Raw genomic sequence first — 13663 nt, 5'->3', positions numbered from 1 at the left:
CACCCATGAGCCGCGGCGGTGAGACGAAATTCACCGGCGTCCCGAGCGGTGACATGGGGGCGCAATAGCCGGTTAATCGCCCGGAAACACAACCTGCAAACACTGGACCCATGAGTGAGCCCGACTGGGCACCGCTCACCGGATTTCGGGTGGCGGTGACCTCTGCCCGCCGTGCCGACGAGTTGAGTGCACTGCTGCGCAAGCGCGGGGCGACCGTGACCAGCGCAGCGGCGATCGAGATGGTGCCGCTACCCGACGACGAGGAACTGAGGGTGCACACCGAGGCGCTCATCGAGACGCCACCCGACATCGTGATCGCCACCACGGGGATCGGCTTCCGCGGCTGGGTCGCCGCCGCCGACGGATGGGGCATGGCCGGCCACCTCATCACGGCACTGGGAAAGGCCCGCATCGTGTCGCGCGGGCCGAAGGCGACAGGGGCGTTGCGCGCCGCGGGTCTGCCGGAGGAATGGTCGCCGGAGTCAGAGTCGTCGCGGGAGGTGCTGCACTATCTGGTCGAGGGCGGCATCTCCGGTCAGCGCATCGCGGTTCAGCTGCACGGGGCCACCGCGGACTGGGACCCGTTCCCCGAGTTCCTCGACGAGCTGCGCAGCGCAGGCGCCGACGTGGTGCCAATCCGGGTGTATCGCTGGACTCCGGTGCGCCGCGACGGCGACTTCGACCAACTGGTGGCGGGCATCGCCGAGGAGAAGTTCGATGCGGTGAGCTTCACGTCGGCACCCGCGGTCGCGGCCGTGCTGATGCGCGCCGCCGAGATGGGCATCGAAGACGGCGTGCTCACCGCGCTGCGCACCAACGTCCATGCGATGTGCGTCGGACCGGTCACCGCCAGGCCGCTTGTGCGGTTGGGTGTGCCGACGTCGGCACCGGAGCGGATGCGGCTCGGCGCCCTCGCGCGCCACATCACCGACGAGTTGCCGCTGCTGCAGTCGCGGACGATGCACGTTGCCGGGCACAGGCTGGAGATCCGCGGTACGTGCGTCGTGGTGGACGGCGCGGTCAAGGAGGTGTCCCCTGCGGGCATGGCGACGCTGCGCGCGCTCGCCCACCGACCGGGCTGCGTCGTCAGCAGGGCCGATCTGCTGCGCGCGCTACCCGGCACGGGCACCGACACGCATGCCGTCGAGACCGCCGTGCTGCGACTGCGAACAGCCCTTGGCGACAAGAGCATCGTCTCGACGGTGGTCAAGCGCGGCTACCGGCTGCCCATCGACGAATCGCAGGCGCCGGCGCGATGAGCTACCTGCTGGTCGCCCACGGCACACGGAAAGCGGAGGGCGTCACGATGGTCGCCCAGTTGGCCGAACGAGTGGCCGAGTTGCTGCACCGGCCGGTTCATGTCGCGTTCGTCGACGTTCTCGGACCGACACCGCAGGAGGTGCTCCGCGCGCTGCCAGCCGACGCGCCGGTGACGGTCGTTCCGGCGTTCCTGGCCAGCGGCTACCACGTCAGGGTCGACCTGCCCGCCCACGTCGCTTCGAGCGGTCACCGGGCCGTGACGGTCACCGCCCCCCCTCGGCCCGTGCGCCGGCACGGTGCAGGTGCTGTCACAACGCCTCGTCGAATGTGGGTGGCGGCCCGGCGACACCGTGCTGCTCGCCGCCGCGGGCACATCGGATGCGCATGCCCAGTCGGATCTCAGGCGCACCGCGGCAACGCTGTCGGCGACGATCGGCGATCGCGTCGAACTCGCCTACGCCGCCACCGGAGCGCCCGCGGTCGCCGATGCAGTGGCGGCATTGCGCCGCGACGGTGCGCGCCGCGTCGTGCTGGCGTCGTACCTGTTGGCGGACGGCCTGTTTCAAGATCGGCTACGCGCCAGCGGAGCCGACCGTGTCGCCGAGCCGCTAGGCGACCATCCTGCGATGGTTCGGCTCATCGCCAACCGGTTCAAGCGCGCGCGGATACGGCTGGCCGCGTAGTTGGGCGTCGACGCACATGCGCGCGGCCGCCTCGATGGAGTCGTTCTGACGTTTCGACACCCTCACAAGCTGCGCGACCGCCTGGCCGGCGTCAAGATCGAAACGCTCCATGAGCAGCGTAGTTGCATCATGGATCACGTCCGCACGTCCGTACCTGCGTGCGGATCGCCTCTGGGCTGACGCGATGCAGTCCTGGGACATGGGTGCTGGTTACCACCAACTGCCCACGGGCAAACCGAACTGTCGTCAAGCGCAGATTTCCACCACGCCGTCGGCGGTGACGCGGGTCCGGTACACCGCAAGGACGACATCGGGCGTATCCAGACAGGTGCCGTCATCGAGCGCGAACGCCTGCTTCTTGATCGGCGACGCAACGGTGGCCCTGCCGCCGCGATCGCCGACGATGCCCCGCGACATCACCGCCGCGCCGGAGAACGGGTCGATGTTGCCGATGGCGTGCACAGTGCCGTCATCGAGGCGGAAGAGAGCGGCCTGCGCTCCATCGGGCAACAGCACGCCGACTCCACGACACGGGATGAGGCGGTCGTAGGCGCACGCCGGCAGCCATACTCCAATATCGTTGACCAGGCTCATGTTTCGGCACCCTTCCGCACTGTCGGCATGGGCATCGGCACGATGCGGCCCTTTCGCTCGGTGAACGTGACGGTGGGGTCGGGCGCGTCCGGTGCGTTGACGAACGAGACGAACCGCGACAGCTTGTCGGGATCGTCCAGCACGCCCTTCCATTCACAGGCGTACCCCGCGACATGGCGCGCCATCTCTTCTTCGAAGTCCGCGGCCAGTCCGAGGGAGTCGTTGCAGACCACGTCGCGCAGGTGATCAAGGCCGCCGTCGAGTTGCTCGACCCACGGTGCGGTGCGTTGCAGCCGATCTGCGGTGCGGATGTAGAACATCAGGAACCGGTCGATGTAGCGGACCAGCGTTTCATCATCGAGGTCGCCCGCGAGCAGCTCCGCGTGCCTCGGGGTCATCCCGCCGTTGCCACCGACATAGAGGTTCCACCCGTTCTCGGTGGCGATGACGCCCACGTCCTTGCTGCGCGCCTCCGCGCACTCGCGCGCACAACCGGATACCCCCATCTTGATCTTGTGCGGGGCCCGCAGCCCTCGGTAACGGAGTTCGAGACCGATCGCCATCTGCACCGAATCCTGTTGCCCGTACCGGCACCAATCGCTGCCGACACAGCTCTTCACCGTGCGCAGTGCCTTGCCGTAGGCGTGCCCGGATTCCATCCCACCGTCGACGAGGCGGCGCCAGATCTCCGGCAGCTGGTCGACGCGGGCGCCGAACATGTCGATGCGCTGACCGCCGGTGATCTTGGTGTAGAGGTCGAAATCCCTTGCGATCTCGCCGATCAGGATCAGCTGCTCCGGCGTGATGTCCCCGCCGGGCACCCGCGGCACGATCGAATAGCTGCCGTTGCGCTGGATATTGGCGAGGAAGTGATCGTTGCTGTCCTGCAGCGACGCCAGCTCACCGTCGAGGATGTGCTCGGAGCTCGTCGAGGCCAGAATAGACGCGACGGCGGGTTTGCATATGTCGCAACCCTTTCCGCTACCGAAGCGATCGATGAGTGCGGAGAACGTCCGGACCGAGGTGACCGCGATGATCTCGTACAGTTCGGCTCGTGACTGGCTGAAGTGTTCGCACAGCGCCTTGGACTGCTCAACACCCTCGGCCTCCAACAACTGCTTGAGCAGCGGTACGCACGACCCGCAGGACGTGCCGGCCTGCGTGCATGCCTTCAGCGCGGGCACATCGCAGCAGCCGCCGGCGATGGCCTCGGTGAGATCGCCCTTCGTGACGTTGTTGCACGAGCAGATCTGCGCACCGGTGGGCAGCGCGCCCACTCCCAACGCCGCACTGCCGCCGTCGGTTCCGGACGGTGTTATCAGGGCCATCGGGTCGCCGGGCAGCGGTTCGCCGACCATCGGGCGCAGAATGCCGTAGGCCGACGCATCGCCCACCAGGATGCCGCCGAGCAGCGTCTTGGCGTCGTCGGACAGCACGAGTTTGGCGTACGTCTGGTTGACGGCGTCGTTGACGGCAACTTCGAGGCAGTTCGGCGTGGCACCCATCGCGTCGCCGAAACTCGCCACGTCGACGCCGAGCAGCTTGAGCTTGGTCGACAAATCCGCTTCTCCGAACTCCGCCGCACCGCCGAGCAGCCGGTCCGCGACGACTTCCGCGCTGGTGTAGCCCGGTCCGACGAGGCCGTAGCAGCGACCGCCGATCGCGGCCACCTCGCCGATGGCGTAGATGCTGGAATCCGCTGTGGCACAGGAGCTATCGGTGAGCACGCCGCCTCGGTCGGCGATGTCGAGTCCGGCGTCGCGGGCCAGCTCGTCGCGCGGACGGACGCCCGCGGCGAAGATCACCACGCCCGCGTCGATGACGGTGCCGTCACCGAGCACCACCGCCATCGCCTCCGTCTCGGCTGATCGCCGAACGGGCCTGTTGCGTTGCGCGGGCCGGATCGCATCGGTGCTCGAACCGGTGTGCACCGTGATGCCGAGGTCGCCGATCATCCGGCTCAGCAGCGCGCCGCCCGCCTCGTCCAACTGCTGGGCCATCAGCCGCGGCGCCATCTCGACGACGTGGGCACGCAGACCGAACGAGCGAAGCGCGTTGGCGGCCTCGAGACCGAGCAGGCCCCCACCGATCACCACCCCCGCCGGCGTATCGGTGTTGCGCTTGGCGCGTTCGGCGTCGGCCCGGATCGCATCGAGATCGTCGAGCGTGCGATAGACGTGGCAGGCAGGCAGGTCGCGGCCGGGCACCGGGGGGACGAACGCAGACGAGCCCGTCGCGAGCACGAGCGCGTCGTAGTCGACGCGTGCACCGTCGGCGGTGACGACGGACTTCGCCTCGCGGTCGATCTCGGACACTCGGGCACCGAGTCGAACCTCGACGAGATCGTCGCCCCGGTAGTCGTTGCCGGGCAGCGCGAGCCTGGTGCGGTCCCAGTGTTCGGTGTATCCGGTGAGGCCGACGCGGTCGTATGCGGCATCGGCCTCTTCCGCCAGCACGGTGATCCGCCACGACGCCGCGGTGTCCCGCGCGCGCATCGCCTCGACGAACCGGTGGCCGACCATGCCGTGACCGACCACCACGACATGCCGGGCGGGTGTGGAATCTGACGCCATGACCCGAGGCTAGGCAGCCGACATTGCCGCCATGTCGCCTCGTGTGACGCCCCCATCACGGTGTTCTCACCGGCTCGACGCGGCCGGTGTGAGGCGCACTCGCGGGCTACTGCAGGCTGGTGAGGACCTCGGAGGTGTAGAACTCGCCGCGGATCTCACCCGGATCCGGTGGGCCGTCGACGAACACCCACGCATTGGTCGCACCGGAGCGCACGGCGTCTCGCAGAGTCACCGAGCCGGTCCCGTTGCCGTCGGTGTTCAGCACCGCGCTCATGACCCCGGGGTCGCCGGCATTGCAGGTTTGGGAGCCCGGCCGCGGACCCTGGATGAGCCGCACCTGGTACGGGGTGTTGGGCCTACCGATCATCAGGAAGACGTCGGCGGTCACGGTGCCGCTTCCGCCCGTGCCGATCGTTGCATGACCGGACCCGTAGCCGCTGGCGTCGACGTACTTGGCGACACTGAAATCACACGACCGGTAGACCTGCCTCATGGGAGCCGTTCCGCCATTGGCCACGTCGGCCGTCGCCGATCCGGTTCCGAATCCCACCCCGATCAAACCGACCGCGGCCATAACGCTTGTCATACGGCGAGTCGACGTTCGCATATCGCCAGCCTAAGTGACGGCGCGGCGTATTGGAGGCCCTTACGGCGGAGGGGGTAGCAAACTGGCCGTCTCGGTGACCGTACCGAGGTCTGGGGTGTCCTCGGTAGTGGGTGCCGGCGGTCCGGTGTCGGAGGTCGACGGCACGGCAGGAGGCAGGTCCTGATCGCTGGTCTGCGGGGCAGGGGTCGTGTACGTGGTCGTCGTGGTCGAGGACGTCGTGTACGCGCTCGACGGCGCGCTGCTCGACGGCGTGACGATGGTGCCCGGCGGCTCCGACGAGCCCTCCGATGTGCGCATCACCGCGAACACCAGAACCCCGATCAACAACACCGCGGCCGCACCGGCGGCGAATATCGTCGCGGGCCGGTTGGACCAGTGTTCGGGGTCGTGGTCGGAAGCGGGCACCGGGGAATGCTAGCGGCAGCGCGCCAAACCGTTCTTGAACACCGCGCCGTCGTACTCCGGTGCGCAACATCGGCGCACCGTAGCGCTACCCCCAGCGGGCCAGGACCTCTTTCGCATGTGCGGACAGCGTCGCCTGCAGGAACGGGCCGAAGCTGATCCTGCCGACGCCGAGAGGACCGAAGGACGATGGATCGTCCTTGTCCGGTAATGCGATCGCGTTGACCGGAAGCGGTAGCTCCGACGTCAAGTGCCGCAGCACATCCGGCTCGTGACGCCCGACCGGGTACAACACATCCGCGCCTGCCCCTGCAGCCTCCTTCAGCCGTGCCACCGCCCTGTCGACGCGGTCGGACTCGTCGCCGTCCTGCCTCAGGAACAGATCGGTGCGCGCGTTGACGACCACGTGCACGCCCGCCGCGTCTGCGGCCGCCCGCAGGGCGCCGACCACCTCGGCGTGTTCGGCCGAGGCCCGCAACCGGCCGCCCTCGCCGTGCACGGTGTCCTCGATGTTCAGCCCGACCGCGCCGGCACCGAGCAGGCCGTCGATCAGACGGCCGGCCTCCTGTCCGTAGCCGGACTCGATGTCGACCGACACCGGAACATCGACGGCGGCGGTGATCTGCGCGATGCGGGTGCAGACGTCGTCGAACGTCATCCCCTCGCGGTCGGCCTTGCCCACCGAGTCGGCAAGCGGGTGGCTGCCGACCGTCAGCGCCGAAAAGCCGCTGTCGACGGCGAGCTTCGCCGACCAGGCGTCCCACACCGTCGGGAGCACGACCGGATCGCCGGGCTGATGGAGTTCGAGCAGTGCGGCGGCCCGGTCGGCGAGAACCTGTCTATCCGTCATGGCGTCCTTCCATCTATGACGTGACCGGTGTCACGCCTCATCATCATGATCTAGCTAGCGTCGGTTGTCGTACTGTGAGCTACAGACACCCTTCAGCCCAAGGAGGTCTGATGTCGAGCACCCAAGAATTTGCCGAGCTGCACGAGTTGATCGGTGGCCTGCGCCGGTGCGTGACGTCGTTGGCGTCGCAGTACGGGGACAGCCCGGCGACGCGGCGCATGGTCAACGACATCGACCGCCTCGATATCGACGCCGAGGAGTTGGAACTCTCCCGCGGGGTAACCCGTCCCCGGCAGTCGGCGGAGAAGATCGCGATTCCCGACACCCAGTACGACTCCGACTTCTGGCGGGACGTCGATGACGAGGGTGTCGGGGGTCACAGCAGGGGCTGAACTAGGCTCGGTCGCACTTGCCGCAATTGCGCAGCCCGCAACCGGAGAGGCCTGGAGACACACTGTGAGCGCACCCACCGCCGACCGTCCGGGTACCGGCGTTTTCTCGCCGACCCGCGCCGAGATTCCTCAGCGCACCCTCCGCACCGACCGGTGGTGGCAGTCGCCGCTCATCGTCAACCTCGGGTTCGCCGCGTTCGTCATCTATGCGACCGTTCGCGCGTTCCTGCAGAACAACTATTACGTCCCCGAGTACCACTACCTGACGCCGTTCTACTCGCCGTGCGTCAGCGTGGGCTGTATTCCCGAGGCCAGCCACTTCGGCCAGTTCCTGCCCGACGTGTGGTGGCTGCCCTATGCGGCAATGTCGCTGCCGTTCCTGTTGCTGTTCCGGCTCACCTGCTACTACTACCGGGGTGCCTACTACCGGTCGGTCTGGCAGTCCCCCACTTCGTGCGCGGTCGCCGAACCCCACGCGAAGTACACCGGTGAGACCCGTTTCCCGCTGATCATCCAGAACACGCACAGGTACTTCTTCTACATCGCAGGCATCATCTCGGTGATCAACACCTACGACGCGATCGTGGCGTTCCACTCGCCGTCGGGCTTCGGCTTCGGGTTGGGCAACATCATCCTCGTCGTCAACGTCGTCATGTTGTGGGTCTACACCGTGTCCTGCCATTCCTGCCGCCACATCGTCGGCGGTCGCCTCAAGCACTTCTCCAAGCACCCGATCCGGTACTGGATGTGGACTCAGGTGAGCCGCCTGAACACCCGCCACAAGCTGTACGCATGGGTCACGCTCGGAACGCTGATGCTGACCGACTTCTACATCATGCTGGTGGCCAGCGGCGCCATCTCCGACCTCAGATTCATTGGCTGACAGCCAATTCACAGCCCAGGCAAGTGAGGATTCATGACTGCTGAACCCGATGCTCTTCGCGCAAGCGGCCCATCGGAAGTCGAACGGCATCAATACGACGTCGTCGTGATCGGTGCCGGCGGCGCAGGCCTGCGCGCGGTGATCGAGGCACGCGAACGCGGTCAGAAGGTCGCAGTCATCACCAAGTCGTTGTTCGGCAAGGCCCACACCGTGATGGCCGAGGGTGGCTGCGCGGCCTCGATGGGCAACGCGAACGCCAAGGACAACTGGCAGGTGCACTTCCGCGACACCATGCGCGGCGGGAAGTTCCTGAACAACTGGCGGATGGCCGAGCTGCACGCCAAGGAGGCCCCCGACCGGGTGTGGGAGCTGGAGACCTACGGCGCCCTGTTCGACCGCACCAAGGACGGTCGGATCAGCCAGCGCAACTTCGGCGGGCACACCTACCCGCGGCTGGCCCACGTCGGCGACCGCACGGGCCTGGAGATCATCCGTACCCTTCAGCAGAAGATCGTCTCGCTGCAGCAGGAGGACTTCGCGGAGTTCGGCGACTACGACGCCCGTATCAAGGTCTTCCACGAATGCACCGTCACCGACCTGATCAAGGACGGCGAGCGCATCGCGGGCGCCTTCGGCTACTGGCGCGAGACCGGCAACTTCATCCTCTTCGAGACGCCGGCCGTCGTGCTGGCCACCGGCGGCATCGGCAAGTCCTACAAGGTGACGTCGAACTCGTGGGAGTACACCGGTGACGGGCACGCGCTGGCCCTGCGCGCGGGCGCGACGCTGATCAACATGGAGTTCGTTCAGTTTCACCCGACCGGAATGGTCTGGCCCCCGAGCGTCAAGGGCATCCTCGTCACCGAGGGGGTGCGCGGCGACGGCGGCGTGCTGAAGAACTCCGACGGCACCCGCTTCATGTTCGACTACATCCCGCCGGTGTTCAAAGGTCAGTACGCCGAGAGCATCGACGAGGCCGACCAGTGGCTGAAGGACAACGACTCCGCACGCCGCACCCCGGACCTGCTGCCGCGCGACGAGGTGGCCCGCGCCATCAACTCCGAGGTGAAGGCGGAACGGGGCACGCCGCACGGTGGCGTCTATCTCGACATCGCGTCGCGGCTGCCCGCCGAGGAGATCAAGCGTCGGCTTCCCTCGATGTATCACCAGTTCATGGAGCTGGCCGAGGTGGACATCACCAAGGAGCCGATGGAAGTCGGGCCGACCTGCCATTACGTCATGGGCGGCGTCGAGGTGGATCCCGACACCGCTGCGGCCAAGACCCCGGGGCTGTTCGCCGCGGGCGAGTGCGCGGGCGGCATGCACGGGTCGAACCGCCTCGGCGGCAACTCGCTGTCCGACCTTCTGGTGTTCGGTCGTCGCGCCGGCTTGGGCGCCTCGGACTATGTGCGTGCGCTTCCCGAGCGGCCGCAGGTGTCCGAGCAGGCGGTGGAGGACGCGACCAAGCGGGCGCTGCTGCCGTTTGAGACGGCGACGAACGGGGATGCTCCGGAGAACCCGTACACGCTGCAACTCGACCTGCAGGACACGATGAACAGCCTGGTGGGGATCATCCGGAAGGAAGAAGAGATCACCGAGGCCCTCGACAAGCTGACCGAGCTGCGGGAGCGGTACAAACGGGTCCGGATCGACGGCAACCGGCCCTTCAATCCGGGCTGGCACCTCGCGATCGACCTGCGCAACATGATGCTGGTCAGCGAGTGCATCGCGAAGGCCGCGCTGACACGTACGGAGAGCCGCGGCGGGCACACCCGCGACGACCACCCGTCGATGGAATCGGACTGGCGGAAGACACTTCTGGTGTGCCGCGCCGACGGTGACCCACAAGCCCTCGTGCCCGACGTCAGCGTCACCAAGCAGGACCAGATTCCGGTGCGGCAAGACCTGCTCGACCTGTTCGAGCTCTCCGAGTTGGAGAAGTACTTCACCGACGAGGAAGTCGCCCAGCATCCAGAACGGAGCAAGTGATGGCCTACCAAGCCAATATGCGGGTGTGGCGCGGCGACCTACAGGGCGGTGCGCTGGAGAACTACGCGGTCGAGGTCAACGAGGGTGAGGTGGTGCTCGACATCATCCACCGGCTCCAGCAGACCCAGACCCCGGACCTGGCCGTGCGGTGGAACTGCAAGGCAGGCAAGTGCGGCTCGTGCTCGGCGGAGGTCAACGGTCGGCCTCGGCTGATGTGCATGACGCGGATGTCGACGTTCGGTGAGGACGAGACGATCACCGTGACCCCGCTGCGCACGTTCCCGGTGATCCGCGATCTCGTCACCGACGTGTCGTTCAACTATGAGAAGGCACGCGAGATCCCGTCGTTCACGCCGCCCAAGGATCTACAGCCCGGCGAGTACCGGATGGCCCAGGAAGACGTGAACCGCAGCCAGGAGTTCCGCAAGTGCATCGAGTGCTTCCTGTGCCAGAACACCTGCCACGTCGTGCGTGACCACGAGGAGAACAAGCAGGCGTTCTCCGGCCCGCGCTACCTGATGCGGCAGGCGGAGCTCGACATGCATCCGCTCGACACGCTGGAGCGGCGTCCCGAGCAGGCGCAGGAGGAGAACGGCCTCGGGTACTGCAACATCACCAAGTGCTGCACCGAGGTGTGTCCCGAGCACATCAAGATCACTGACAACGCGCTGATCCCGATGAAGGAGCGCGCCGCCGACCGCAAGTACGACCCCGTCGTGTGGCTGGGTAACAAGTTGTTCCGCAGGGGCTGATCGCTTCGGCCCGAACGACGCCGAGATCGACGAAACGGCGGCGGTTACTCGATCTTTTCCGCCCGTCTGTTGGTTTCGGCGTTCGCGGGTAACCTGACGAGATAGCGGCCAATCACCGGCGAAAGGCAGCAAACATGTCCGAGACGCACAGCATCAACGACATTCGCACCGCAATCCGTCAACTCTCGGCTCGCGCGGATCTCGCCCGCAAAGAGGGTAGGCACGAGGACGCGGCCGAACTGGAGCAGCGCGTCCAGGGTTATCGGGAAGAACTCGCCGCTCGGCCCTGATCGGATCTCAAGCGCCGAGCCGGCGAAACGTGCTGCGGTGAAAGACGATCGGCGGAACCGCCGGGTGCACGGTGATGTCGGCGACGCGCAATATGACGATCGTATGGTCGCCCGCAGGAACCAGTTGTTCGATGGCGCTCTCCACCCAGACACTGGTGCCCTCGATGAACACCGCACCGCTCTCGCGCGACACCGTCGACAGGCCCGCGAACCGGTCACCGGTCTTCGCCGCGAGCGTGCGTGCCGCCTCGTCGTGTGACTCGCCGAGCACGCTGATGCCCAGTCGCGGCAGGTCCTTCAGCTTGGGCCAGGTCTCCGAGCAGTTCTGTACGGCGAACGACACGAGCGGCGGATCCAACGAGACCGGTACGAAGGTGCTGGCGGCGAGTCCGATGCGGACGCCGTCGACCTCCGCGGCGATCGCGATGACACCGGACGGGAAGTGACCGAACGCCTCGCGTAGCGACGTCGGATCCAAGTCGGTGGTGCTCATATACCGTCCATTTTCACACGTGACCTCCCACGGCGGCCACGCCGTGGTCGCGGTAACGTGGCGCTCGACATGTGGATAACGCTCCTGGCGATGGCCGTGGCCGTCAGCCTCGAGCCTTTCCGGATCGGCATGACCGTCCTGATGATCAACCGGCCGCGGCCGGGTCGACAACTGCTGGCTTTTCTGGCGGGCGGTTTCGCGATGGGCATCACGGTGGGCCTCGTCGTGCTGTTCATGCTGCGGCCTGCTCTCGGCTCGGCCCATTTCACGCTGCCGAGGGTGCAGATCGTGGTCGGCGTGGTGCTGCTGATCAACGCCGCGGTGATAGCGACCGGCGTGATCCGCAGGCGCGACACCAGCTCCGACGGGTTTGCTTCACGCCGATTCGAACCCGTCACGACGCGCGCCAGACAACTCGTCAACGGCCGGTCGCTGTGGACGGCGGGGTTCGCAGGCCTGGGCATCGCGCTGCCGTCGGTGGACTACCTCGCGGTGCTCGCGCTCATCGTCGCCTCCGGCGCCGCCGCTTCCGTGCAGGTCGTCGCCTTGCTCTCGTTCAACGTGCTTGCGTTCGCCTTCGTCGAGATTCCGCTGGTCTGCTACCTGGTGGCACCCGACCGCACCCGCGCGGCGCTGACAACGCTGCAGGAGTGGCTGCGAACGAGGCGCCGTCGCGCGGTCACCGTCCTGCTGACGGTGGTCGGCTGTGTGCTGCTCGTCGCAGGGCTGACCGGGCTCTAGCCGCCGCCCTGGTTGTTGATGACGTACTGGAGGCCCGCCATCAACTGCGAGACCGGGTCGGAGCCGCCACCGAAGGCGGCCTGCGTGGCAGGCGCGGTGACTTCCGCCGGGTCGTAGCCGTGCACCGGGTCCACCGTGATCGGAGCGGTCAGCGGGTCGTCGTTTCGTGAATATCCCGCGTCCACCATCGGCTGCAGCACGCCGTCGAGCTTGTTCAGCGTGCCCTCATCGACTCCGAGGTACTTGAAGGGCAACACGAGCGGGAGGTGCTGCTCGGGAATCATGTACGTCGTCGTCTTCGCGCCCTTGGAGTTGACGGTCGTCCTGATGTTGCGCGCAGGCACCATGCTCGGGTCGGTGAACGCCACCGCGGTGTGGCCGGTCGCCAGCCCGACGACGGCGTTGGCCAGTGACATCCAGTTGTCCGGCCTGTCGGGCCAGTCGGCGATGCTGTCGTAGGCAGAGACGAATTGATAAGTGTCGTACTGGCTTTCGACCGGCTGCGGAATGCGGTAATCGAGGGACGGAACAACGCTGCCGACGGGGAACATCTGCGTCAGGAAGCTCTCCCCGAAGGCGTGCTTGGCCACCGGGTCGCCATACATCGCGAAGCTCAACCGATCCGGCGGCGGCGCGTTCGGATCGTTCGCGAGGCGCGCCTGCACTTCGTTGAGCACCATCGCACCCTCGGAGAGGCCGATCACGGTGCCGGGACCGCCTTCGCGGATCGCGTTGATGGTGTTGGGCGCTCCCTCGTCGACCGACTCACCGACGCTCGGCCCGTCGATGCCGATACCCGGGAAGTTGTCGTCCAGCCGACCGATACCGGGGAACAGCCGTTCCAGGGTGTGCCCCTGTACCTGGCCAGCGGGATAGTCGACGATCTGGCGGTCGAGCCCGGGGAACCAGTCGGCGCCGGTGCGCTTGATGTACTCGTCATAGGGGATGCCCAGCACGTGTGCACCGCCGAGCGCGTAACCCCGTCCCGGCGTTCCAATCGCCGGAGCCGTGTTGTCGGGCGCTCCGTGTTCGGGCGTCCACCCGGCCTGCGAATCATCGGCTGCCGCGATGCCGACAGTGAAAAACCCTGTGGCACCGACGGTTACCAGCGCAGTGACCGATGCGAACAGCCTCCGCATTCCCACTCCCCAGAC

At 67.0% G+C, this 13663-nt stretch carries 15 protein-coding genes and 1 pseudogene; 8 read left to right on the top strand and 8 right to left on the bottom strand.

Going from position 1 to position 13663, the window contains the following annotated elements; translation table 11 throughout:
• The first annotated feature begins 110 nt into the window (after positions 1–110).
• Positions 111–1259 (top strand): uroporphyrinogen-III synthase, encoded by a 1149-nt coding sequence (locus C6A82_RS01320; RefSeq protein ID WP_105342566.1) that lies wholly within the window; start codon positions 111–113, stop codon positions 1257–1259.
• Positions 1256–1943: pseudogene (locus C6A82_RS01315) on the top strand (sirohydrochlorin chelatase). Before C6A82_RS01320 ends, C6A82_RS01315 begins: the two are co-directional and overlap by 4 nt.
• On the opposite strand, the gene C6A82_RS26890 reads toward C6A82_RS01315, so the two are convergent.
• The 6 genes from C6A82_RS26890 to C6A82_RS01290 all read right to left on the bottom strand — a co-directional run bounded on the left by C6A82_RS26890 (position 1869) and on the right by C6A82_RS01290 (position 6969).
• Positions 1869–2144, bottom strand: coding sequence for an ANTAR domain-containing protein (locus C6A82_RS26890; RefSeq protein WP_142405880.1), 276 nt, complete (start codon positions 2142–2144; stop codon positions 1869–1871). The pseudogene C6A82_RS01315 and the gene C6A82_RS26890 sit on opposite strands and share 75 nt — an antisense overlap.
• Before the next feature lie 45 nt (positions 2145–2189).
• Positions 2190–2537 carry a nitrite reductase small subunit NirD gene (nirD, locus tag C6A82_RS01310; protein ID WP_105342565.1) on the bottom strand — a complete coding sequence of 116 codons (348 nt, stop codon included), beginning with the start codon at positions 2535–2537 and terminating at the stop codon, positions 2190–2192.
• On the bottom strand, positions 2534–5110 hold the full coding sequence (gene nirB, locus C6A82_RS01305) for a nitrite reductase large subunit NirB (RefSeq protein ID WP_105342563.1): 2577 nt from the start codon (positions 5108–5110) through the stop codon (positions 2534–2536). Before nirB ends, nirD begins: the two co-directional genes overlap by 4 nt.
• Before the next feature lie 106 nt (positions 5111–5216).
• The gene (locus C6A82_RS01300; RefSeq protein ID WP_105342561.1) at positions 5217–5696 is read right to left on the bottom strand and encodes a hypothetical protein; all 480 of its coding nucleotides are present in this window, start codon (positions 5694–5696) and stop codon (positions 5217–5219) included.
• Between the two features lie 60 nt (positions 5697–5756).
• Positions 5757–6122 carry a hypothetical protein gene (locus tag C6A82_RS01295; protein WP_142405879.1) on the bottom strand — a complete coding sequence of 122 codons (366 nt, stop codon included), beginning with the start codon at positions 6120–6122 and terminating at the stop codon, positions 5757–5759.
• Positions 6123–6207: 85 nt separating this feature from the next.
• A complete protein-coding gene (locus C6A82_RS01290; protein WP_105342557.1) occupies positions 6208–6969 on the bottom strand; it encodes an isocitrate lyase/phosphoenolpyruvate mutase family protein in 762 nt (253 codons plus the stop codon).
• Between the two features lie 110 nt (positions 6970–7079).
• On the opposite strand from C6A82_RS01290, the gene C6A82_RS01285 reads away from it, so the two are divergent.
• The 5 genes from C6A82_RS01285 to C6A82_RS01265 all read left to right on the top strand — a co-directional run bounded on the left by C6A82_RS01285 (position 7080) and on the right by C6A82_RS01265 (position 11275).
• Positions 7080–7361: a hypothetical protein gene (locus tag C6A82_RS01285; RefSeq protein ID WP_105342555.1), complete on the top strand. Its 282-nt coding sequence runs from the start codon at positions 7080–7082 to the stop codon at positions 7359–7361.
• Positions 7362–7425: 64 nt separating this feature from the next.
• Positions 7426–8244, top strand: a complete 819-nt coding sequence (locus tag C6A82_RS01280; protein ID WP_311101605.1) for a hypothetical protein — start codon at positions 7426–7428, stop codon at positions 8242–8244.
• 33 nt (positions 8245–8277) lie between these two features.
• Entirely contained in the window at positions 8278–10233 is a 1956-nt protein-coding gene (locus tag C6A82_RS01275) for a fumarate reductase/succinate dehydrogenase flavoprotein subunit (RefSeq protein ID WP_105347873.1), read from the top strand.
• Positions 10233–10985, top strand: coding sequence for a succinate dehydrogenase/fumarate reductase iron-sulfur subunit (locus tag C6A82_RS01270; protein ID WP_105347874.1), 753 nt, complete (start codon positions 10233–10235; stop codon positions 10983–10985). The genes C6A82_RS01275 and C6A82_RS01270 overlap by 1 nt, the downstream gene beginning before the upstream one ends.
• 134 nt (positions 10986–11119) lie before the next feature.
• The gene (locus tag C6A82_RS01265) at positions 11120–11275 is read left to right on the top strand and encodes a hypothetical protein (protein ID WP_105347876.1); all 156 of its coding nucleotides are present in this window, start codon (positions 11120–11122) and stop codon (positions 11273–11275) included.
• 7 nt (positions 11276–11282) lie between these two features.
• On the opposite strand, the gene C6A82_RS01260 is transcribed toward C6A82_RS01265, so the two are convergent.
• Positions 11283–11768 carry a flavin reductase family protein gene (locus C6A82_RS01260; RefSeq protein WP_105347877.1) on the bottom strand — a complete coding sequence of 162 codons (486 nt, stop codon included), beginning with the start codon at positions 11766–11768 and terminating at the stop codon, positions 11283–11285.
• A 69-nt stretch (positions 11769–11837) separates the two neighbouring features.
• Here C6A82_RS01260 and C6A82_RS01255 point away from each other — a divergent pair, with 69 nt between their 5' ends.
• Entirely contained in the window at positions 11838–12509 is a 672-nt protein-coding gene (locus C6A82_RS01255) for a GAP family protein (RefSeq protein WP_105347902.1), read from the top strand.
• Here C6A82_RS01255 and pe read toward each other — a convergent pair.
• On the bottom strand, positions 12506–13648 hold the full coding sequence (pe, locus tag C6A82_RS01250; protein ID WP_105347904.1) for an acyltransferase PE: 1143 nt from the start codon (positions 13646–13648) through the stop codon (positions 12506–12508). The genes C6A82_RS01255 and pe overlap by 4 nt on opposite strands.
• Between the last annotated feature and the right edge of the window lie 15 nt (positions 13649–13663).

The organism is Mycobacterium sp. ITM-2016-00318 (assembly GCF_002968285.2).
GTDB lineage: Bacteria > Actinomycetota > Actinomycetes > Mycobacteriales > Mycobacteriaceae > Mycobacterium.
This window is presented reverse-complemented; position numbering and strand designations above follow the sequence as displayed.